At 68.7% G+C, this 19,859-nt stretch carries 16 protein-coding genes; 3 read left to right on the plus strand and 13 right to left on the minus strand.

Annotation, left to right across the window (positions count from 1 at the left end; all coding sequences use genetic code 11):
• Positions 1–26: 26 nt before the first annotated feature.
• Entirely contained in the window at positions 27–287 is a 261-nt protein-coding gene (gene rpsT / locus AC6I21_RS07745) for a 30S ribosomal protein S20 (protein ID WP_054821409.1), read from the plus strand.
• 142 nt (positions 288–429) lie between these two features.
• On the opposite strand, the gene holA is transcribed toward rpsT, so the two are convergent.
• The 8 genes from holA to AC6I21_RS07785 form a co-directional block, all read right to left on the minus strand.
• Positions 430–1,416 carry a DNA polymerase III subunit delta gene (gene holA / locus AC6I21_RS07750; protein WP_138174049.1) on the minus strand — a complete coding sequence of 329 codons (987 nt, stop codon included), beginning with the start codon at positions 1,414–1,416 and terminating at the stop codon, positions 430–432.
• Positions 1,417–1,453: 37 nt separating this feature from the next.
• The gene (locus AC6I21_RS07755; RefSeq protein ID WP_497762110.1) at positions 1,454–3,718 is read right to left on the minus strand and encodes a ComEC/Rec2 family competence protein; all 2,265 of its coding nucleotides are present in this window, start codon (positions 3,716–3,718) and stop codon (positions 1,454–1,456) included.
• Positions 3,715–4,503 carry a ComEA family DNA-binding protein gene (locus tag AC6I21_RS07760; RefSeq protein ID WP_497762111.1) on the minus strand — a complete coding sequence of 263 codons (789 nt, stop codon included), beginning with the start codon at positions 4,501–4,503 and terminating at the stop codon, positions 3,715–3,717. Before AC6I21_RS07760 ends, AC6I21_RS07755 begins: the two co-directional genes overlap by 4 nt.
• Positions 4,504–4,536: 33 nt before the next feature.
• Positions 4,537–5,481 carry a DegV family protein gene (locus AC6I21_RS07765; RefSeq protein ID WP_138926238.1) on the minus strand — a complete coding sequence of 315 codons (945 nt, stop codon included), beginning with the start codon at positions 5,479–5,481 and terminating at the stop codon, positions 4,537–4,539.
• Positions 5,482–5,491: 10 nt separating this feature from the next.
• Entirely contained in the window at positions 5,492–7,981 is a 2,490-nt protein-coding gene (gene leuS / locus AC6I21_RS07770) for a leucine--tRNA ligase (RefSeq protein WP_497762112.1), read from the minus strand.
• Positions 7,982–8,282: 301 nt separating this feature from the next.
• Positions 8,283–9,806 carry a glycerol kinase GlpK gene (glpK, locus tag AC6I21_RS07775; protein WP_497762113.1) on the minus strand — a complete coding sequence of 508 codons (1,524 nt, stop codon included), beginning with the start codon at positions 9,804–9,806 and terminating at the stop codon, positions 8,283–8,285.
• A 154-nt stretch (positions 9,807–9,960) separates the two neighbouring features.
• Positions 9,961–10,692, minus strand: a complete 732-nt coding sequence (locus AC6I21_RS07780) for an MIP/aquaporin family protein (RefSeq protein WP_497762114.1) — start codon at positions 10,690–10,692, stop codon at positions 9,961–9,963.
• Positions 10,693–10,740: 48 nt separating this feature from the next.
• On the minus strand, positions 10,741–12,420 hold the full coding sequence (locus AC6I21_RS07785; protein WP_138927203.1) for a glycerol-3-phosphate dehydrogenase/oxidase: 1,680 nt from the start codon (positions 12,418–12,420) through the stop codon (positions 10,741–10,743).
• A gap of 109 nt (positions 12,421–12,529) precedes the next feature.
• Between AC6I21_RS07785 and AC6I21_RS07790 the strand changes: the two genes are divergently transcribed.
• Both AC6I21_RS07790 and AC6I21_RS07795 read left to right on the plus strand, forming a co-directional pair.
• On the plus strand, positions 12,530–13,537 hold the full coding sequence (locus tag AC6I21_RS07790; RefSeq protein ID WP_497762115.1) for a sugar-binding transcriptional regulator: 1,008 nt from the start codon (positions 12,530–12,532) through the stop codon (positions 13,535–13,537).
• A 9-nt stretch (positions 13,538–13,546) separates the two neighbouring features.
• The gene (locus tag AC6I21_RS07795) at positions 13,547–14,413 is read left to right on the plus strand and encodes an alpha/beta fold hydrolase (RefSeq protein ID WP_497762116.1); all 867 of its coding nucleotides are present in this window, start codon (positions 13,547–13,549) and stop codon (positions 14,411–14,413) included.
• 28 nt (positions 14,414–14,441) lie between these two features.
• Here the strand turns inward: AC6I21_RS07795 and AC6I21_RS07800 are convergent, their stop codons facing one another.
• The 5 genes from AC6I21_RS07800 to gmk form a co-directional block, all read right to left on the minus strand.
• A complete protein-coding gene (locus tag AC6I21_RS07800; protein WP_497762117.1) occupies positions 14,442–16,406 on the minus strand; it encodes a primosomal protein N' family DNA-binding protein in 1,965 nt (654 codons plus the stop codon).
• A 12-nt stretch (positions 16,407–16,418) separates the two neighbouring features.
• Positions 16,419–17,624: a methionine adenosyltransferase gene (metK, locus tag AC6I21_RS07805; protein WP_138926242.1), complete on the minus strand. Its 1,206-nt coding sequence runs from the start codon at positions 17,622–17,624 to the stop codon at positions 16,419–16,421.
• Positions 17,625–17,725: 101 nt separating this feature from the next.
• Entirely contained in the window at positions 17,726–18,928 is a 1,203-nt protein-coding gene (coaBC, locus tag AC6I21_RS07810) for a bifunctional phosphopantothenoylcysteine decarboxylase/phosphopantothenate--cysteine ligase CoaBC (protein WP_497762118.1), read from the minus strand.
• A 99-nt stretch (positions 18,929–19,027) separates the two neighbouring features.
• A complete protein-coding gene (gene rpoZ / locus AC6I21_RS07815) occupies positions 19,028–19,285 on the minus strand; it encodes a DNA-directed RNA polymerase subunit omega (RefSeq protein ID WP_054821784.1) in 258 nt (85 codons plus the stop codon).
• 10 nt (positions 19,286–19,295) lie between these two features.
• On the minus strand, positions 19,296–19,859 hold the full coding sequence (gene gmk / locus AC6I21_RS07820) for a guanylate kinase (RefSeq protein WP_054821783.1): 564 nt from the start codon (positions 19,857–19,859) through the stop codon (positions 19,296–19,298).

Raw genomic sequence — 19,859 nt, forward strand, 5'->3', positions numbered from 1 at the left:
AAACGATAAACGAGAGAGTTTATTAAGTGGCTAATATCAAGTCCCAGAAGAAGCGCAACCTGACCAACGAAAAGGCTCGCGTCCGCAACGTCGCAGTCCGCTCCGAGGTCAAGACCCTGATCCGCAAGGTCAACGAAGCCGTCGTGGCCGGTGACAAGGAGAAGGCAACCGAGGCGCTGCAGGCCGCCGGCCGCAAGCTGGATAAGGCCGTTAGCAAGGGTGTTCTGCACAAGAACAACGCTGCTAACCGCAAGTCGGCCATTGCCAAGAAGGTTAACGCCCTCTAAGCACTAGCAAGCTTCTCAAGGACCCGGGTTCCCGCAAGGGGCCCGGGTTCTTGTGGTTTAACCGGCAGGCCCCCGCCCCGCACCGCCGTGCCGGGATCCGCCGAAGACGGCGGGGCAGCACCACTTAGGAACGTGTGGGTGCTCAGCGCGGGGACTTCTCGGCGATGAACAGCACCGCCTGCTCCAGTGCGTACGCCGGGGCCCGTCCCCCGCCCTTGACCATGCGGTCGGTCAGGGCGACCTTCTCGATGCAGTCGGCCAGGTCCTTGCGCTTCCAGCCGCGGGCCTGCTGCTGGGCGGACTGCACCTGCCAGGGGGCCATGCCCAGTTCCCCGGCCAGTTTCGCCGCCGGCTCGTTCACTCCCAGCACCTTGGCCAGCTGGCGCACCTTCATGGCCAGCGTCGCCACCACCGGGATCGGGTCGGTGCCGGTGTCCAGGGCGTGACGCAGCGTCGCCAGCGCCTGCTCGGCGTCCCCGGCGATGGCCGCGTCGGCGACCTTGAACGCGGTGGCCTCCACCCGTCCGCCGTAGTAGCGGTCGACCACCTCCTGGTCCACGGTGCCGGTGGTGTCGGCGATCAGCTGGTGGCAGGAGGCCCCCAGCTCGGCCAGGGAGGAGCCGACCGCGGCGACCAGGGCCTTGACCGCGTCGTTGGTGATGCGCCGCTTGGCGGCCTTGAATTCATTGGTGACGAAGTCGATCTTGTCCGCATCGCGCTTCAGCGGCTGGCAGTCAACCACCACCGCCCCGGCCTGCTTCAGGGCATCGATCAGCTTCTTGCCGCGCTGACCCGAGTGGTGCATGATCAGCACGTTCTCCGGTGCGATGTCCTTCAGGTAGGCCAGCGCGTCGCGCAGGAACACCTCGTTCATGGAGGCCAGGTCCGTGATCTCCACCAGGTTCGCCGAGGCGAACAGGGAGGAGCTGGTGGCCATCAGCAGTTCGCCGGGCTCATAGCTGGAGGCCGAGAGCCGGGTGACCTCGATCCCCTCGCGCTGGGCGGCCTGCTGGCGCAGCGTGTCAAAGGCCCGGGAGGCCAGGTACTCGTCGGGGCCCGAAAGCAGGATCAGCGGCTGGGGGGTCAAGTCGCGCCAGGAGATACCGGCGGATTTGGGGGCGCGTGCCATCAGGCTCCTTCACGGGGACGAACTACCAGCTACGATCCTATCGAACCGGGACCCCGATCCGGGTGGCGGTGGCCCGCCCGTGGGCAAATGTGATGGTTACCGTCCCCTGCTGGTCGGTGCGCAGCACCTGGGCGCCGACCAGCTTCGCCGCTTCCAGGATCTGCGGGTGCGGGTGACCGTAGCTGTTGCCGGCACCGACCGGGATCAGCAGCAGTTTCGGGTGCAGCCGCTCGATCAGTTCGCTGCCGCCGTTGCGCGCCCCGTGGTGGGAGGCCTTCAACACGCTGATGCCCTGTGGTGGGTTCGGCGTCAGCAGCCGGGACATCGCCTCGGATTCCATGTCCCCGGCGGTGAAGAAGGAAACCGGCCCGCCCGGGGCCTGGAAGTCAACGCGCAGCACCAGGGAGGTGTCATTCACCGACGCGCCGCGCAGCAGGCCCGGTTCCGGGCCCAGCACGGTGAAGCTGACCGAGCCTTCCTGCTGCTGCTCGCCGGGCTGCAGCACGCGCAGCGGGGCCTGCACCGCGCTGCGGAACCCGGCCGAGACGAGCACCTCTCCCACCTCGATGGCCTGCAGCACCTCGGGCAGCGCGCCCATGTGGTCCTCATGGGCGTGGGTGATGAAGACCTTCTCCAGATGCCTGACCCCCAGGGTGTCCAGGCACTGCAGCACCCCGGAACCTGGATTACCGGTATCGATCAGCCACCCGCCCTGCCCGCCGGTGTTGATCACCAGTGCGTCCCCCTGCCCCACATCGCACATTGCCAGGTTCCACTCCGGCGCGCTGGGCCGCACCAGCAGCGTGGCCGGCAACACCAGGGCGCACAGGACCAGCACCACCGCGCCCAACAGCGCCCGCACCCCGTGGCGCAGCCACGGCACCTGCGCATGCGCCAGCAGCAGGATCGATGCACAGAGCACCAGCGTGATCACCACCGCCAGCAGCACCCCGCCGGTCCCCTGCGGCCAGGGCCGCTGCGCCCCGGGCCAGCCGGCCGCCCAGCCCGCCAGCCCGCCAATCCCCCACGCCGGCAGCCCCGGCACCCACACCAGCCAACCGGCCAGGACGGGAAGCGCCGGGGCCAGCAGCACGCACAGCATCCCGCTCACGGTGATCAGCGGGACCAACGGGGTGATCAGCAGGTTCAGGGGGATGGAGTAGAGGCTGAAATGCTCGGACAGGGCAATGACCACGGGCAGGCAGGTCAGCTGGGCGGCCGTGCAGATCGCGATGGGCTCGGCCAGCAGTTTCGGTACCCGGCGCGCCAGCACCTCGGTGATCGGCGGGGTGAACACCACGATGCCCAGGGTCGCCAGCACCGAGAGCAGGAACGCCGGTTCCCCGGCCAGTGACGGGTCAGCGAACAACAGCAGGGTTCCGGTCAGGCACAGGATGCCCAGGCTCGCCCGGCCCCGGCCGACATACAGGCTGAGCGCGGCGAGGCCGCCCATCACCGCGGCGCGCAGCACACTGGGTTCGGGCCCCACGAACCCGGAAAAGAGCAGCAGCGCACCACCCAGGCCCAGCAGCGCCAGCCAGCGCGGCGCCCCGAGCCCGCGCAGCACCAACAGCACAAGACCGGCAATGATGGCACAGTTCGAGCCGCTGACCGCGGTCAGGTGGCTGAGCCCGGTCTGCTTCATCGCGGTGCTCAGGGCATCATCCTGCAGGGAACGGTCCCCGTAGAGCATGCCCGGCAGCAGTGCCCGTGCCGGTTCGGGCAGCCGGTCCAGGGTGTGCACGAACCGCAGTTTCAGCCGTTCGGCCGGCCCGTGCGGGGCGCGGCCGTGCCCGGTGGAGGGGCTGTTGACGCTGGCGAAATACTGGATGCCGGTGCGCGACCCGGAGGCCTCCAGGCGCATCAGCGACTCGTAGCCGGCCACGGCCCGGGGCAGCGGAACCGTGCTGGTCGCGTACACCTGGATCGGGCAGTGGTGCCAGGTTCCGTCCTGCCAGTACCGTTGGATCTGCGCCCGGCCCTTCAGTGCGCCGTCCTGGCCGGTGCGCGGAGTCTCGCTGAACGTCCACATCACCCGGTAGCTTTGCGTCCCATGTTCGGGCAGCTGACAGTGCGCCCGGCCCTGGTCGCTGACGATCACCGCGGTGGCCGCCAACAGCGTCAGCAGCAGTGCGGTGAACCAGGGCGCGGAGTACCGCGGGTCGTGGCGGCGGCGGGCGGCCAGCACGAACAGCACGGCGATCATTCCCAGCAGCGGGACCAACACCCAGCGTTGCGGGGCGAACCAGGCGGTCGCCCACGCCCCGCCCAGCATCCACAGTCCCCGGAAGTCGGTGTTCACGGCGCCTGCACCAGTTCCCGCAGCTTGCCCATCAGCACCGGACCGATCCCGGAAACCTGCTCGAGTTCCTCGACGGAGTTGAACGGCCCGTTTGCCTCCCTAAAGTCGATGATCCGTCCGGCCAGTGCCGGTCCGATGCCCGGCAACTGCATCAGGGTCTCGGCGTCGGCCTGGTTGATGGGGATCTTCCCGCCCGGGGCGCCGGGGGCACTGCGGGCACCGCCTGCCGCGGCTCCCGACGGCGTAGCGGAGGTGGTGACGGTGCCGCCGGTGCCTGGTCCAGCGGATGGTGGCTGGGCCGCCGGGGAGAATCCCGGCGGGTCGTCCTTGTGCGGCAGCAGCACCTGCTGCCCGTCGCTGACCGGAGATGCCAGGTTCAGCAGTTCGGGCCGGGCCCCGGGGCTCATCCCGCCGGCCGCCTCGATGGCGTCCACGATCCGTGCCCCGCCCGGCAGGCGGTACACCCCGGGGCTGCGCACCGCCCCGACCACGTGTACGACCACCCCATCCCCCGTGGCGGGGCCAGCCTCGGTGGAGGCCGGCCCGCTGCTGCCCGGTTCGGGTGCCGTGCCCTGCCCCGGCGCCGGCGGGTCCGGGCCCGGCTGCCCGGTGGTGGTCTGCACGGTGCCCAGCGTCTGGTTGGGATCCGGGGGCGCGAACAGGATGGACAGCGCGATCCAGCCGATGACGGCCACCACCAGGGTGATGGCCGCGGCCCGGGACACGGCGAAGCGGACCCTGGAGGGGCGCGGGGAGCGCTGAGGAAAGAAGTTGTGCCGGCCCATGCCAGCCAGTGTGGGTGCTGCCCGGCGGCCCGGCTACTGCGGTTCGTCCGCTTGTGGATGCTCCGGGGCTGGCGGGTAGTGCGGGGCCACGCAGACGGCGAGCACCCCCACCCCGGTGTGGGCGGCCAGCACCGCCGGCAGCGGTTCCAGGGCCACCGGGTGATCGGTGAGCTCGGCGACCTCGCGGGCCAGTTCCTCGGCCGGGTCCTGCGCTCCGAAGTGCATGATTCCCACTTCCACGTCGGCCCCCGCCTGCCGGGCCTGCTCGGCCACCTGGCGCCCGAGCGCCACCAGCCGGCTTTGGGCGCGCGGGAAGGTGCGCGGCTTCTCCACCGGGTGGATCGCCCCGTCCTGGATGGCCAGGATCGGCTTGACGCTGAGCAGGTTGCCCACCACCCCGGACAGGGTGCTGATCCGCCCGCCGCGGCGCAGCTGGTCCAGGCTGGGCACCGCGAAGAATACGGAGTTGTCCTTCGCGGCGCGGGCAATGTCCAGCAGCTCATCCAGCCCCGCCCCGGCGGCGCGGGCGGTGAGCATGCGGCGCACGGCGAACCCCAGCGGCAGGGCGACGGTGCGTGAATCCACCACGGTGACCGGCACCTGGACCTGCCCGGCGGCCAGCCGCGCGGATTCGTGGGTGCCCGAGAGCCCGGCGGAAAGGTGCACGGAGATGATGGCTTCGCAGCCGGCCTCGGCCAGCTGCCGGTAGGCGCGCATGAACTGCCCCGGCGCAGGACGGGAGGTGCGCACCGCCTGGCCCATGGCCAGCCCCATCACCAGCGCGTCGGTGTCATCCCCGCACACCACGTCGTCGATGATCACCGGGATGGTGAGCATCTCAAAGTCCGGGTGCTCCAGCCATGGCCCGCCCAGGCAGGCGGAGGAGTCGGTGACGATCCCGATCCGGGCGGCGGGCGCCGGACGGGGACGGCGTTTGGCAAACCACCGTCCCCGCGCGGCGCTGGGGCGTTCACTCATGTGCCCGACCCTACGGTGCCGGCACCACGTTGACCAGCTTCGGGGCGCGCACGATGACCTTCAGCGGCGCCTTGCCATCCAGCAGGCGCACCACGTTCTCGTGGGCCAGGGCCGCGGCTTCCAGCTCCGCCTCGCTGATGTCCACCGACACCTCCAGGCGGGCGCGGACCTTGCCCTTGACCTGGACGACCGCGGTGATGGTGTCATCCACCAGCAGGGCCTCATCCACGGTGGGCCAGGCGCTGTTGGCCACGCTCGGCTCGTAGCCCAGCGCCGCCCACATGTCCTCGGCCGTGTAAGGGGCGAACAGGGAGAGCAGCTGGGCGACCACGCCGATGGCCTCGCGCACCGCCGGGTCGGCGGCGCCGGCCCCGGTGTCGATGGTCTTGCGGGTGGCGTTGACCAGTTCCATGGTCTTGGCGATCACCACGTTGAACTTGTGCCCGTCCAGCAGCTGGGCCGCCTCGTGCACGGTGCGGTGGGTGACCTGGCGCAGCGCCGTGTCCCCGGTGGTGTAGTCCACGCCCGGGGCGCTGGCCACATCCTGGGCCAGGCGCCAGGCGCGGGCCAGGAACTTCTGCGAACCGGACGGGGAGACGTCGGCCCAGTCCACGTCGTCCTCCGGCGGGGAGGCGAAGACCATGGTCAGACGCACCGCGTCCACCCCGTACTCATCGAGCTGTTCGCCCAGGTCCACGCCGTTGCCCAGCGACTTGCTCATCGCCTTGCCGCCGTTGAGGACCTGGCCCTGGTTCAGCAGGGCGCTGAAGGGCTCGGTCGCGTCGATCAGCCCCAGGTCGTGGATGACCTTGGTGAAGAAGCGCGAGTAGAGCAGGTGCAGGATCGCGTGCTCCACCCCGCCCACGTACTGCCCGACCGGCATCCAGTCGCGCACCGCCTTCGGGTCGAACGGGCCCTGGGTGTAGTCCGGGGAGACGAAGCGCAGGAAGTACCAGGAGGAGTCCACGAAGGTGTCCATGGTGTCGGTGTCCCGCTTGGCGTGCCCGCCGCAGCTCGGGCAGGCCACGTTGACCCAGTCCGCGGCCGCGGCCAGCGGGCTGGTGCCCTTCGGGGCCAGTTCCTCGCCGCGCAGGTTCTCCGGCAGGCGCACCGGCAGCTGGTCATCGGGCACCGGAACCTCACCGCACTGCGGGCAGTGGATGATCGGGATCGGGGTGCCCCAGAAGCGCTGGCGGGAGAGCAGCCAGTCACGCAGGCGGAAGTTCACGGTGTGCTCGCCCGTGCCGGCGGCCTCGACGATTTCGATGGCCTTGGCGATGGCGGCCTGCTTGTCCAGCCCGTCCAGCTGCCCGGAGTTCACCAGCTTCCCGTCCCCGGAGGTGGCGGTCCTGGACACGGTCGGGTCTTCCTCCCCGGTGTCCACGACCACGCGCACCGGCAGGTCGAAGGCCAGGGCGAACTCCAGGTCGCGCTGGTCGTGGGCTGGCACGGCCATGATCGCGCCGGTGCCGTAGTCGGAGAGCACGTAGTCCGCCGCCCAGATCGGCAGCTTCTCCCCGGAGAGCGGGTTGATGCCGTAGCGGCCCAGGAACACCCCGGTCTTTTCGCGTTCGGTGCTCTGGCGCTCAATTTCGGACAGGTGGTTGACCTGCTCCTGGTAGTCGGCCAGCGCCTGGCGCTGCTCGTCGGTGACCAGTTCCCCGGCCAGGTCCGCGTCCGCGGCCACCACCATGAACGTTGCCCCGTACAGGGTGTCCGGGCGGGTGGTGAACACGGTGACGTCCTTGGCCGGCTTGTCCCCGGCCGCCTCGATGCTGAAGGCGACCTCGGCGCCCTCGGAGCGTCCGATCCAGTTCTTCTGCATCAGCAGCACCCGCTCGGGCCAGTGGCCCTTGAGGTCTTCCATGTCCTGCAGCAGGCGGTCGGCGTAGTCGGTGATCTTGAAGTACCACTGGTTCAGCGACTTCTTGGTCACCTGGGTGCCGCAGCGTTCGCAGGCGCCGTTGACGACCTGTTCGTTGGCCAGCACGGTCTGGTCCTTCGGGCACCAGTTCACCGGGTGGTTCTTGCGGTAGGCCAGGCCCTTTTCGTAGAAGCGGTTAAACAGCCACTGGGTCCAGCGGTAGTATTCCGGGTCCGAGGTGTGCAGCCGGCGCGACCAGTCCGCGGAGATGGCGTAGCGCTTGAAGCTGGCGGCCTGGGTCTCGATGTTCTTGTAGGTCCATTCGGCCGGGTGCGCGTTGCGCTTGATGGCCGCGTTCTCGGCCGGCAGCCCGAAGGAGTCCCAGCCGATCGGGTGCATCACGTCGTAGCCCTTGAGCTTCCAGTAGCGGGCGACCACATCCCCCATCGCGAACGCCTCGGCGTGGCCCATGTGCAGGTCCCCGGAGGGGTAGGGGAACATGTCTAGGACATAGCGACGCTCGGCCGAACCGTCATCCTTGGGCTTGAAGACCTCTAGGTCTTCCCACACCTTGGCCCAGTTGGCCTCCATGGCACGAAAGTCGTAGGTTTTCGTCTCGTTCGTCGATGATGTCACTTAGCTCGTCTCACAAACATGCTCTGAATTGTTGGTCTCTCCCAGACACGCAAAGACCCCCGCAGCTGGCGTCGGGGGCGGCACCTTAGAGTAGGTGAAACTGGGAATACATATCACGATTCTACCGTACCGGCACCGGGTGGTGCCGCATCGGTGACGGGGTCCGATCCGCGGCCGGAACAGGCGCGCCACGGCACGCGCTTTGGGGCCGGTTAAACTGCCGCGCACCCCAGGCGTGGGCCTGGGGTGCGCGGCGCGCGGTGCCCGCGCCGCGGTGTGGCGGTGCGGGCGCCTGACCGGCTTAGACGTGCCGGGTGTCCTCGTCGACCCAGTCGAAGGTGCGGGTGACCGCCTTCTTCCACAGGCGCAGCTTGCGTTCGCGCTCCTCGGGGTCCAGGTTCGGCTCCCAGCGCTTGTCCTCGGACCAGTTCGACTCCAGCTCGCCCAGGTCCTTCCAGTAGCCCACGGCCAGCCCGGCCGCGTAGGCGGCACCCAGGGCCGTGGTTTCGGTGACCTTCGGACGCACCACCGGCACCCCGAGGATGTCGGCCTGGAACTGCATCAGGTTCTCGTTGGCGACCATCCCGCCATCGACCTTCAGCTCGGTCAGCGGGTCCGCGGCGTCGGCGTTCACCGCGTCCAGCACCTCACGGGTCTGGAAGGCGGTGGACTCCAGGGCTGCGCGGGCCAGGTGGTGCTTGTTCGCGTAGCGGGTCAGGCCCACGATCGCCCCACGGGCCTCGGAGCGCCAGTAGGGGGCGAACAGCCCGGAGAACGCCGGGACAATGTAGACCCCGCCGTTGTCCTCGACCTGGGCGGCCAGATCCTCGATCTCGGCGCTGGTGGCGATCATCCCGATGCTGTCGCGCAGCCACTGCACCAGCGAGCCGGCCACCGCGATGGAGCCTTCCAGCGCGTACACCGGCTCGGCGTCGCCCAGCTGGTAGGCCATGGTGGTCAGCAGCCCGTTGGAGGACTTGACGATCTCATTGCCGGTGTTGAAGATCAGGAAGCAGCCGGTGCCGTAGGTGTTCTTCGCCGAGCCGGGGGTGAAGGCGGCCTGCCCGAAGGTGGCGGCCTGCTGGTCGCCCAGGATGCCGGCCACCGGGGTTTCGCGCAGCAGCTGGTTGGTGTGCACGGTGCCGTAGACCTCGGAGGAGGAGCGGATCTCGGGCAGCATCGAGGCCGGGACCCCGAAGTCGGCAAGGATCTGCTCATCCCAGGCGCGGGTGCGCAGGTCCATGAACAGGGTGCGTGAGGCGTTGGTGACGTCGGTGACGTGCACGCCGCCGTCGGTGCCGCCGGTCAGGTTCCACAGCACCCAGGTGTCGGTGGTGCCAAAGAGCAGGTCCCCGGCCTCGGCGCGCTGGCGGGCGTTGTCCACGTTGTCCAGGATCCACTTGATCTTGGTGCCGGCGAAGTAGGTGGCCAGGGGCAGGCCGACCTTGTCCTTGTAGCGCTCCACTCCCCCGTCGGCGGCCAGGTCGTCGACGATCTGCTGGGTGCGGGTGTCCTGCCAGACGATCGCGTTGTACACCGGCTCACCGGTGTTCTTGTCCCACACCACGGTGGTTTCACGCTGGTTGGTGATGCCCACCGCCTCGATGTCGTGGCGGGTCAGGTTCGCCTTGGACAGGGCCTGGCCGATCACTTCGCGCACGTTGTTCCAGATTTCGGTGGCGTCGTGCTCCACCCATCCGGCCTGCGGGAAGATCTGCTCGTGTTCCAGCTGGCCCACGGAGATGACCTCACCGGCGTGGTTGAACACGATCGCCCGGGAACTGGTGGTTCCCTGGTCAATGGCGATGACGTACTTCGAGCTCATGGTTCACTCTCTTTTCGCTAAAAAAACTACGTTGTTCTTTCCTCGATGCCCGGCCCCCTCGGGTGAGGGGGCCGGGCAGTGGGGTCACGGCCGCGGCCGGTGCGGGCACCTGCCTGAGACCAGCTTGTGCGATCCCCGCTAATAGCTCAAGGTTCTAGAACAGCGCGGCGGCACCAAGACCGCCCAGGACACCGCCGATGAGCGGTCCGGCAACCGGGACCCAGGAGTAGGCCCAGTCCGATGATCCCTTGCCCGGGATCGGCAGCAGGGCGTGCGCCAGGCGCGGACCGAGGTCACGCGCCTGGTTGATCGCGTACCCGGTGGGTCCGCCCAGCGAGGCGCCGATGGCTACCACGATCAGCGCGACGGCCAGCGGGCCCAACCCGTGGGGGGTCTTGCCGAAGCCGTTGATCACGAACACCAGCACGAAGGTGGCGATGATCTCGGTGACCATGTTCCAGGGGTAGGAGCGGATGGCCCCTCCGGTGGCGAAGACGCCCAGCTTGCTGCCGCCGTCGATGGGTTCATCGAAGTGCTTCTTGTAGGCCAGCCAGGTGCCCACGGCGCCGAGCACGGCACCGATCATCTGGGCGGCGAAGTACAGCAGCATGTTCGCCACGGTCTTGTCCACGCCCGGTGCCAGCTCGGTGGCATCGGCGTTGACCATCAAACCGACGGTGACCGCCGGGTTCAGGTGGGCGCCGGAAGCGGCGGCCACCCAGACACCGGCGAAGACCGCCAGTCCCCAACCGAAACAGATCGTCAGCCAGCCCGCGGCGTGGCCCAACGTCCCCTTCAGATTCACATTGGCCACCACGCCGGTGCCCAATAGCAGCAGAATGAATGTGCCGGTGAGTTCGGCAAGAAATATATTCGGAGTCAACACTGACCTTCCTGGGGTGGATGCCGGCGGCCCACTGCCGCCGGCCACTGATTAGGTGAGAATCACCTCGTGGTGGGTTCGCAGCACCGAGAGCGCATGATTGATCTCGGCGTCGGTTTGGGCCCCATCCCAGCCCATGGGCACGGCGAGGCTGCTTGCCACCTCGTGCACCAATTCATTGGTCACCAGGCCGCGGAAGGCCAGGTTGGTGCGGCGGATGAACACGTCGATCAGGCGACCGACCTGCTCCTGCTCGGCCAGGTAGGCCAGCTCCTCGTGGGAGAGCTGGTCGCTGTGCTCCAGCAGGTGCTCATCCTCGCCCACGATGTCCAGCACCGCGTCGGCGCGGGTGCCGTAGCGTTCGAGCAGCACGCGCAGCCGTTCGCGTCCGGCCCGGTGCTCGCGGGCGGCGTACCAGGCATCCAGTTCGCCCTCGTTCATCGGGAAGTTCCGTCCGCCGCCGATCGGCACCCCGACGGTGCTCTGGCGCTGCTCGGCGCGCAGGAAGTTCAGCACCTTGCCGCCCAGGTTCTCACCCAGCGCGCGGAAGGTGGTCCACTTCCCGCCGATCAGCGAGAGCATCATGGTCTTGTCGGTCAGGCGGGTTTCCTTCACCTGGTAGTCGCGCGAGACGAACCCGGGGGCGGTGTCATCGTGGTTCGGCAGCGGGCGCACCCCGGAGAAGCGGTAGACGATGTCCTGGCGGTCGACCTTGATGTTCGGGAAGACGTGGTGGATCAGTTCGAAGAAGTAGTCCACTTCCTCCTCGGTGCACACCGCCGGTTCACGCATGTCGTGCTCCAGGTCGGTGGTGCCCACCAGCACGCGGCCAAGCATCGGGTAGATCAGCACGATGCGCCCGTCTTCGTGTTCGAAGAAGATTTCCCGGCCCCCGGTGGCGGCCAGCAGCTCGGGGTGGTCCAGCACGATGTGCGAGCCCTTGGTGCCGCCGGTCCACTTGGTCTCCCGGCCCAGGTCCTCGTTGGTCAGGTCCACCCAGGCGCCGGTGGCGTTCACGAGCACGTCGGCCTCGAACTCGAACTGCTCCCCGCTCAGCTCGTCGCGCAGCTGCGCCTTGCCGTCCTTGAAGCCGGTCAGCGAGGTGTAGTTGGTGGCGCGGGCCTGCGGATTGGCGGCCAGCCCGTCGCGCAGCACGTCCAGGGTCAGGCGCTCGGGGTTGTGCACCGAGGCGTCAAAGTAGGTGGCGGTGTACTTCACGTCCTGGCGCAGCGCCGGCAGGTCCTTGCGCGCGTTGCGTCCGGCCTTGAAGCTGTGCCACGGGGTGTTGCGTCCGCCGATGCCGGCGAACACGTCGTACATGATCAGCCCGGCCTTGATCAGCGCCGCACCGCGTTCGGTGGGCTTGCCCGACTTGTGGGTCAGGAAGCGCATCGGGGCGGAGAGGATGCCGGAGAAGGTGGAGAAGATCGGGATGGTGGTCTGCAGCGGCTTGACGTAGTGGGGGGCGATCTGCAGCAGCGAGTTGCGTTCCTGCACGGACTCGTGCACCAGGCGGAACTCACCGTTTTCCAGGTAGCGGATGCCGCCGTGGATCATGTGCGAGCTGGCGCCGGAGGCGCCCTGGCTGTAGTCCCCGCGCTCGATCAGCGCAACGTCGATTCCCTGCATGGCAAGGTAGCGGAACGTCGCCACCCCGTTGATGCCTCCGCCGACCACCAGTACCTGCGCATTCGGCCGTTGGCGCAGTAGTTTCAGCTGGTCCCGTTGCACGGTCACCGCCCCCTTGTATCTCAACCTTTGGTCTTTATACGGTTAGTCTTGTCACGCAGGAACAAACAGGTCAAATGATTTGCACAAGTGTGCGAAAAAGGTGGTTTCGATGCAGGAATCGGTGCGCGGCACGGCACGGGCCCGGCCCAAATCTGACACATCCGTGCAAGTGGACCCAAAGTCCCGTGATGCCCTGCGGGCCGCGCACCTGTATTACGTGCAGGACATGAAGATGGAGAGCATCGCCCGGGAGCTGGGCACCTCGCGCTCCACCGTCTCCCGCCTGCTCTCCTTCGCCAAGCGCACCGGCATGGTCTCGGTGGAGATCAACCCGGCGGCCAACATGTCGGTGATGGCCGCCGCCCAGCTCTCGGACCTGTACGGGATCTCGGTGCAGGTGGTGCCCACCGACGGATCCCTGGATGACACCCAGGTGCTGCAGCGGGTCTCCGCGCACGCCGCCTACGTGCTGGGCAACATGGTCTCCTCCTCCATGACCGTGGGGGTGGCGTGGGGTTCGACGATGCAGGCGCTCTCCGCGGCGCTGGGCAGCCACCCCACCCATGACACGGTGATCGTGCAGCTGAACGGGGCGGCGAACCCGAACACCAGCGGGGTCGGCTACGCCAGCGAGATCCTCACCCGCTTCGGCCAGGCGTTCACCGCCCGGGTCGAGCAGTTCCCGGTCCCGGCGTTCTTTGACCGCGCCGCCACCCGGGAGGCGATGTGGCAGGAGACCTCGGTGCGCCGGGTGCTGAAGGTGCAAAGCGAAATGAACCTGGCGGTCTTCTCCCTGGGCGCGGCCAACGCCGCGGTCGCCTCCCAGGTGTACCGCGGCGGCTACCTCAGCGAGGCGGAGAACGCCCAGCTGCGCGAGATCGGGGTGGTCGGGGACGTGGCCACCGTGTTCTTCGACGCCGCCGGGCGCAGCCAGGACATTGAGATCAACAACCGCTCCACCGGCCCCAGCCTGGCCGCGCTGCGCGCGGTGCCGCGCCGGTTGTGCGTGGTGGCCGGACGCAGCAAGATTCCGGCGGTGCGCGGGGCTTTGGCCGGTGGCTTAATCACCGACCTGATCATCGATGAGGGAGCGGCCCTGGCCCTGCTCGGTGGGTAGCATTAACCCATGCGCCTTCGTGATGAACTGATCTCCACCCACCACCATCGGCACTCCACCATGAAGGTCTTCACCTACCCGTCCAGCACCGACACCCCGGCCGGGGTGATCCTGGCGGTGCACGGCTTCCGCGGGGACCACCACGGCCTGGCCCGGATCACCGAGCTGCTGCCCGAGTACACGTTCATCGTCCCGGACCTGCCCGGGTTCGGGGCCTCCAGCCCCATGGACACCGAACACGACGTGGAAGGCTACGCCCGGGTGCTCGATGACTTGGCCAGCGAGCTGCAGCTGGGCGGGCACGTGATCCTGCTGGGGCATTCCTTCGGCTCCCTGGTGGCCGCGAAGCTGGCCACGCTGCGGGTCTTTTCCTCGCTGCTCCTGCTCAACCCGATCTCCGAGCCGCCCCTGGAGTCCTCCCAGCGGGTGATCGCCGCCGGCGCCGGGCTCTTCTACGAGGCCTGCGCGAAGCTGCCGGCCGGGGTGGGTGAGCGGATCCTGCGCTCGGGGCTGATCACCGATGCGATGAGCTGGTTCATGACCAAGAGCCGGGATCCGCAGCTGCGCCGCTATGTGCGGGACCAGCACCGCGCCTACTTCTCCGGCTTCCACAATCGCCAAACCCTCTCCCAGGCCTACCGGGCCTCGATCAGCCATACGGTGCAGCAGTGGGCACCGCGGATCGCCGAACCGGTGCTGATGGTCGGCGGGGAGGACGATGAGATGGGCAGCCCCGACACCCAGGAGCAGCTGCGCGCCAGCTTCCCGCAGGCGGTGCTGGTGATGCTGGAGAACGTGGGACACCTGATCCACTACGAAAAGCCGGAGGAGACCGCCTGGGCAATCCGCGAATTCCTCGCCGGGCGGCTGCGCTAACCGCGCCGGCGCACAGGCTGCGCGGGGTTTAGAGCACCTCATCCGGGTCCACCCGGACGGTGACCAGCGGGTCCTTCGCCGCGGACATGCTCGCGCGCAGGCCCCGCAGCGCGGCGGTCACCGCCGGGCCCTGGGCGTAGGAGAAGAACAGCACGTAGCGGTGTTCGCGGGTCTGCTCATCAATGCTTGGCCCGTGCACGGTCACCGGCAGCTGCAGCTGCCCAATGAAGCGTTCGGCGCCCGGACCGGTGACGATCGCCGAGCGCACCGCCGGGGGCAGGCCGATCTCATGGCGTTCGGCCAGCTCGCGTTCGGCAAAGCCGGCCGGGTCCCACCGCACCAGCGCGTTGCCGGCCGGGCTCGGGTTGCCGGTGAGCACCACCACCCCGTCGGGCCGGGCCAGCGCGGCGGCGGTGAACCAGCGGCTGATCACCTCCTCGGCGTTGCGCAGGGAATCGTGGGCCAGCATCTTATCCGCATCCAGCAGCAGCACCGCCCCGTAGCCTGCGGCGGCGACCGGCTCCACCCCGGGGGTGGCGACCACCAGGGCCGGCTTGTCCGGGACCTGGCGCACCGGCTTGGCGCCGGTGGAGGAGATCACCGGCACCTTCGCGAACGCCTGGCCCAGCTCCTCGGCGGTGCGTTCGGCTCCGATCGATACCGCCCGCAGCCGAGGCGAGCCGCAGTTCGCGCAGCGGTGGTCGCGGTAGTAGGTGCCGCACCAGCGGCAGTTGACCGCGCCTCCGGCCCCGCCCAGCTGCAGCGGGCCCTGGCAGTGGGGGCAGCGGGCGAAGCTGCGGCAGTCCTGGCAGGCCAGCGCCGGCATGAACCCGGTGCGGGCCACCTGCACCAGCACCGGCGCGCTTTCCAGGGCCTGGCTGGCCTCCCGCCAGGCCAGCGACGGGATGCGGGCGCGGGCCAGTACCGGGTCCCGCTCGAGCTCAAAGTCGGTGGTGGTCGCCGCGACCCGGGCCACCTGGCGGCGCAGCAGGTCGCGCGGCAGCTTCAGCTCCTGCGCCCAGCCGGTGTCCACCAGGCGCTGGGCCTCCACGGAGCGCGACGGGGAGGCGATCAGTAGCGAACACCCGGTGTGCTGGCTGCGCAGCAGCGCCACCTCCCGGCTGTGCTGGTAGGGGGCGCGCAGTTCGCGGTGGGACTGGTCCCCGTCCTGCCACAGGATCACCAGCTCCAGGTCCGGGATGTGGCACAGCGCCGCGGAGCGGGTGCCGATCACCACCGGCACTTGCCCGCAAATGGCGCGCAGGAAGTTGCGGTAGCGCGGGGTGGGCCCGTCCTCGGCCTGCAGCCGGGCATAGAACTCGGGCCCGATCGTCTCATCCAGGTAGGTGCCCAGCCGCTCCAGGTCGGCCGCGTCCGGCACGATCACCAGCACCCGCTTGCCGCGCTGCAGCACCGGGCGGGCTGCATCGAGCAGGAAGCCGGGCCAGGAGCCGGGGAAGTTCGGCACCCAGGTGGCCACCGCCCGGTGCAGGCTGCCCTCGCCCCAGTCGCTGAGCGCCTGCGCTCCCCCGGTGTAGTGGGAGAGCTGGTTCACCGGCACCGCGGGCAGGGTGAGCTGCCCGGCGGCCAGGGCGTCGGCGGCCAGGTCCTCCTTCTCCACCCGCGCCGCGCGCGGGGGCACGGCCTGGCGCACGACGTCCCACAGCGTGCCGGCGTAGCGTTCGGCCACCAGTTCGGCGGTGGCCAGCACCTCGGGGTAGAGCACCCGGGTTTCGGAGATGAGCTTGCCCAGTTCCCGCACCTTGAACCCGGGGTCCGCGTCCGGGATCAGCTCGGTGATGAACCCGTCCAGCTGGCGCCCGCCAAAGGGCACCTTGACCCGCATCCCGGGCTGCACCCTGTCGCGCAGCGAGGCCGGCACGCTGTAGTCAAAGGGCCGGTCCAGGTGCGGGACGGGGGAATCAATCAGCACCCGGGCCAGCAGCGGTATGCGCTGCGGTTCGGGTGCTGATATCAGGGCTTCTTGTTCCACGGGGCCTGCGGGCTACGCGTTGAACCAGGAGCGCAGCGCATCCACCTTGTCGGTGCGCTCCCAGGTGAAGTCCATGTCGTCGCGGCCGAAGTGGCCGTGCGCGGCGGTCTTCTGGTAGATCGGGCGCTTCAGGTCCAGGTCCTCGATGATGCCCAGCGGGCGCAGGTCGAAGATCTCGCGGATGGCCCGGGTGATTTCGGCCGGATCCACGGTCTCGGTGCCGAAGGTTTCCACGTACAGGCCCACCGGGGTGGCCACGCCGATGGCGTAGGCGACCTGGACCTCGGCGCGCCGGGCCAGGCCCGCGGCGACGATGTTCTTGGCCACCCAGCGCATCGCGTACGCGGCGGAGCGGTCCACCTTGGACGGGTCCTTGCCGGAGAACGCGCCGCCGCCGTGGCGGGCGAAGCCGCCGTAGGTGTCCACGATGATCTTGCGTCCGGTCAGCCCGGCGTCCCCGACCGGCCCGCCGATGATGAAGGGCCCGGAGGGGTTCAGGATGATCTCGGTGTTGGAGGTGTCCAGCCCGGACTTGGAGATCACCGGGGTGACCACCTCCTCCAGCAGGTCGGCCTTCAGGGTTTCCAGCTCGTATTCGGCCGCGTGCTGGCTGGAGACGACCACGGTGTCGATCGACACCGGCTTGTCCCCGTCGTAGCCGATGGTCACCTGGGTCTTGCCGTCGGGGCGCAGCAGCGGCAGCCGGGCGTTCTTGCGCACCTGGGTGAGCCGCTCGGAGAGGCGGTGGGCCAGGAAGATCGGGGTGGGCATCAGCGACTCGGTTTCATCCGAGGCGTAGCCGAACATCAGCCCCTGGTCCCCGGCGCCCTGCATGTCGCGCGGGTCCTTGGCGGTGCCCTGGCGGGACTCCAGGGAGTTGAACACCCCGTCGTGGATTTCCTGGGACTGCTGGCCGATGGAGACCGACACCCCGCAGCGGGCCCCGTCAAAGCCGTTGGCCGAGGAGTCGTAGCCGATGTCCAGGATGGTGCGGCGCACGATCTCCGGGATTTCCACGTACCCGTTGGTGGTCACCTCGCCGGCCACGTGGACCAGCCCGGTGGTGGTCAGGGTTTCCACCGCCACCTTCGAGTTCGGGTCCTGGGCGAGCATGGCGTCCAGGATGGCGTCGGAGATCTGGTCGCAGATCTTGTCCGGGTGTCCCTCGGTCACTGATTCCGAGGTAAACAGGCGTAGTTCAGGGGTTGTTGAAGTCACCTTGTTACTCTATCTGGTCGTGTCGACCCTTTGTCCTTCGTTGCGTCCTTGGGTGAATGGCTGTGACATGGTCCTGGTCACCATGTGACGGGCCGATGACGCTATATTGCGCCGGCCAGCTGTTCGATGACGCGCCGCGCCACCTCCAGCTTGCTACCGGCTGCGGAAACCGCCTCGCGCCCGTCGGCGAACAGGATCGTGGCCTCGTTCGTCTCCGCGCCAAACGTCTTGCTCTGCCCGACCTCGTTGACCACCAGCATCTCGCAGCCCTTCTTGGCCAGTTTGGCCCGGCCGTAGTCCAGCACGCTGCCCTGCTCGTCCCCGGTTTCGGCGGCGAAGCCGACCACGGTGCGCGGCAGCGTCTGGTCCTGGGCGCGGGCGGCGACCAGTTCGGCCAGGATGTCCGGGTTGCGCACCAGTTCGATCACCGGTGCCGAATGCTCGTCGCGCTTCTTGATCTTGGCCGCCTCCACGCTGGCCGGGCGGAAGTCGGCGACCGCCGCGTTCATGATCAGCGCGTCCTTGCCCGGGGCGTGGGCGAACACCGCCTCGCGCAGCTCCAGCGCGCTGGAGGCGTGCACCACCTGCACCCCGTGCGGGGCGGGGACCTCCAGGTGGGTGGCGATCAGGGTGACGTTCGCCCCGGCGTCGCGGGCCGCGGCCGCCAGCGCCACGCCCTGGCGGCCCGAGGAGCGGTTGCCCAGGAAGCGGACCGGGTCCAGCGGTTCGCGGGTGCCCCCGGCGGTGATCAGCACGCTGCGCCCGGCCAGCAGCGGCTCGCCCAGGTGCACCTGCAGCGCCTGGAAGATCTCCTCCGGCTCGGGCAGGCGGCCCGGGCCGCTGTCCTTGCCGGTCAGCCGCCCCACGGCCGGGTCGATCACGTGCACCCCGCGCTGGCGCAGCGTGGCGACGTTGGCCACGGTCGCCGGGTGCTGCCACATTTCCGTGTGCATGGCCGGGGCCATCACCACCGGGGCGCGGGTGGCCAGCAGGGTGCCGGTGAGCAGGTCGTTGGCGATCCCGGCGGCCGCCTTGGCCAGCAGGTCGGCGGTGGCCGGAACGACGACCACCAGGTCGGCCTCCTGGCCCAGGCGCACGTGGTTCACGGTGTCCACCGCGTCGAACACGTTCGAGGTAACCGGGTTGCCGCTGAGGGCCTCAAAGGTGGCGTTGCCCACGAACTGGGCGACGTTGCCGGTGGGAATCACATCGACGTGGTGCCCGGCCTCGCGCAGCAGGCGCAGCAGCAGGACGGACTTGTAGGCGGCGATCCCGGCGGAGACCCCGAGCACGATTCTCTTCAACTTCTACCTCACAATGTGGGACTGGGTGGCGGCCTGCGGGCTTAAACAGCGAATGGCGCCACCGGTGCTAACTGGGGCGCCATCCGTTGAAGTGTTGACTTACTCGGCGTCGGCCGGGGTGACCTTCAGCAGGCCCTCGTTCAGTTCACGCAGGGCGATGGTCAGCGGCTTCTCGTTGAGCTTGGTTTCCACCAGTGGCCCAACGTACTCGAACAGGCCTTCGTTCAGCTGCGCGTAGTAGGCGTTGATCTGGCGGGCGCGCTTGGCCGAATTCAGCACCAGCGCGTACTTGGACTCATCGGTCTTCAGCAACGAGTCGATTGAAGGGTTGATGATTCCTTCAAGGTTTTCGGTCACAGGACTCCCCTTATTTTTCGTCTAGCCCCATGAGGGACACAAGCTCTTCGGCGGCCCGCGACACACTGTCATTGACAATGGTCACGTCGAATTCCGGTTCGGCCGCAAGTTCCAGTTTAGCGGTTTCCAGCCGGCGCTGCTGTTCCTCGCTCGATTCGGTGCCGCGGCCCACAAGCCGGCGCACCAGTTCATCCCAGGAGGGCGGGGCCAGGAACACGAATTGTGCCTCCGGCATCGACTCCTTGACCTGGCGTGCGCCCTGCAGGTCGATTTCCAGCAGCACCTTCTTGCCCTCGGCCACGGCCTGTTCCACGGTGGAGCGGATGGTGCCGTAGCTGTTCTGCCCGTGCACGACCGCCCATTCAAGCATTTGGCCGGATTCGACCAGCTCCCCAAAGCGCTTGGGCCCAACGAAGTAGTAGTGGACCCCTTCCACCTCCCCCGGACGCGGATCGCGGGTGGTGGCCGAAACCGACAACCAGACCTGCGGATAGTTCTCACGGATGTAGGTGGAGACGGTGCCCTTGCCTACGGCCGTGGGGCCGGCCAGAACCGTTACCGACGCTGGGGTCAT

The sequence above is a fragment of the Glutamicibacter sp. St.4D3 genome, assembly GCF_059728615.1.

Excerpts from the sequence above, each read along its gene's own strand:
- AC6I21_RS07765 (WP_138926238.1), bottom strand. The coding sequence starts at position 5,481 with ATGAGTGAACGCCCCAGCGCCGCGCGGGGACGGTGGTTTGCCAAACGC.
- AC6I21_RS07790 (WP_497762115.1), top strand. The coding sequence starts at position 12,530 with ATGCAGGAATCGGTGCGCGGCACGGCACGGGCCCGGCCCAAATCTGAC.
- glpK (WP_497762113.1), bottom strand. The coding sequence starts at position 9,806 with ATGAGCTCGAAGTACGTCATCGCCATTGACCAGGGAACCACCAGTTCC.
- gmk (WP_054821783.1), bottom strand. The coding sequence starts at position 19,859 with ATGACCCCAGCGTCGGTAACGGTTCTGGCCGGCCCCACGGCCGTAGGC.
- AC6I21_RS07795 (WP_497762116.1), top strand. The coding sequence starts at position 13,547 with ATGCGCCTTCGTGATGAACTGATCTCCACCCACCACCATCGGCACTCC.
- holA (WP_138174049.1), bottom strand. The coding sequence starts at position 1,416 with ATGGCACGCGCCCCCAAATCCGCCGGTATCTCCTGGCGCGACTTGACC.
- AC6I21_RS07760 (WP_497762111.1), bottom strand. The coding sequence starts at position 4,503 with ATGGGCCGGCACAACTTCTTTCCTCAGCGCTCCCCGCGCCCCTCCAGG.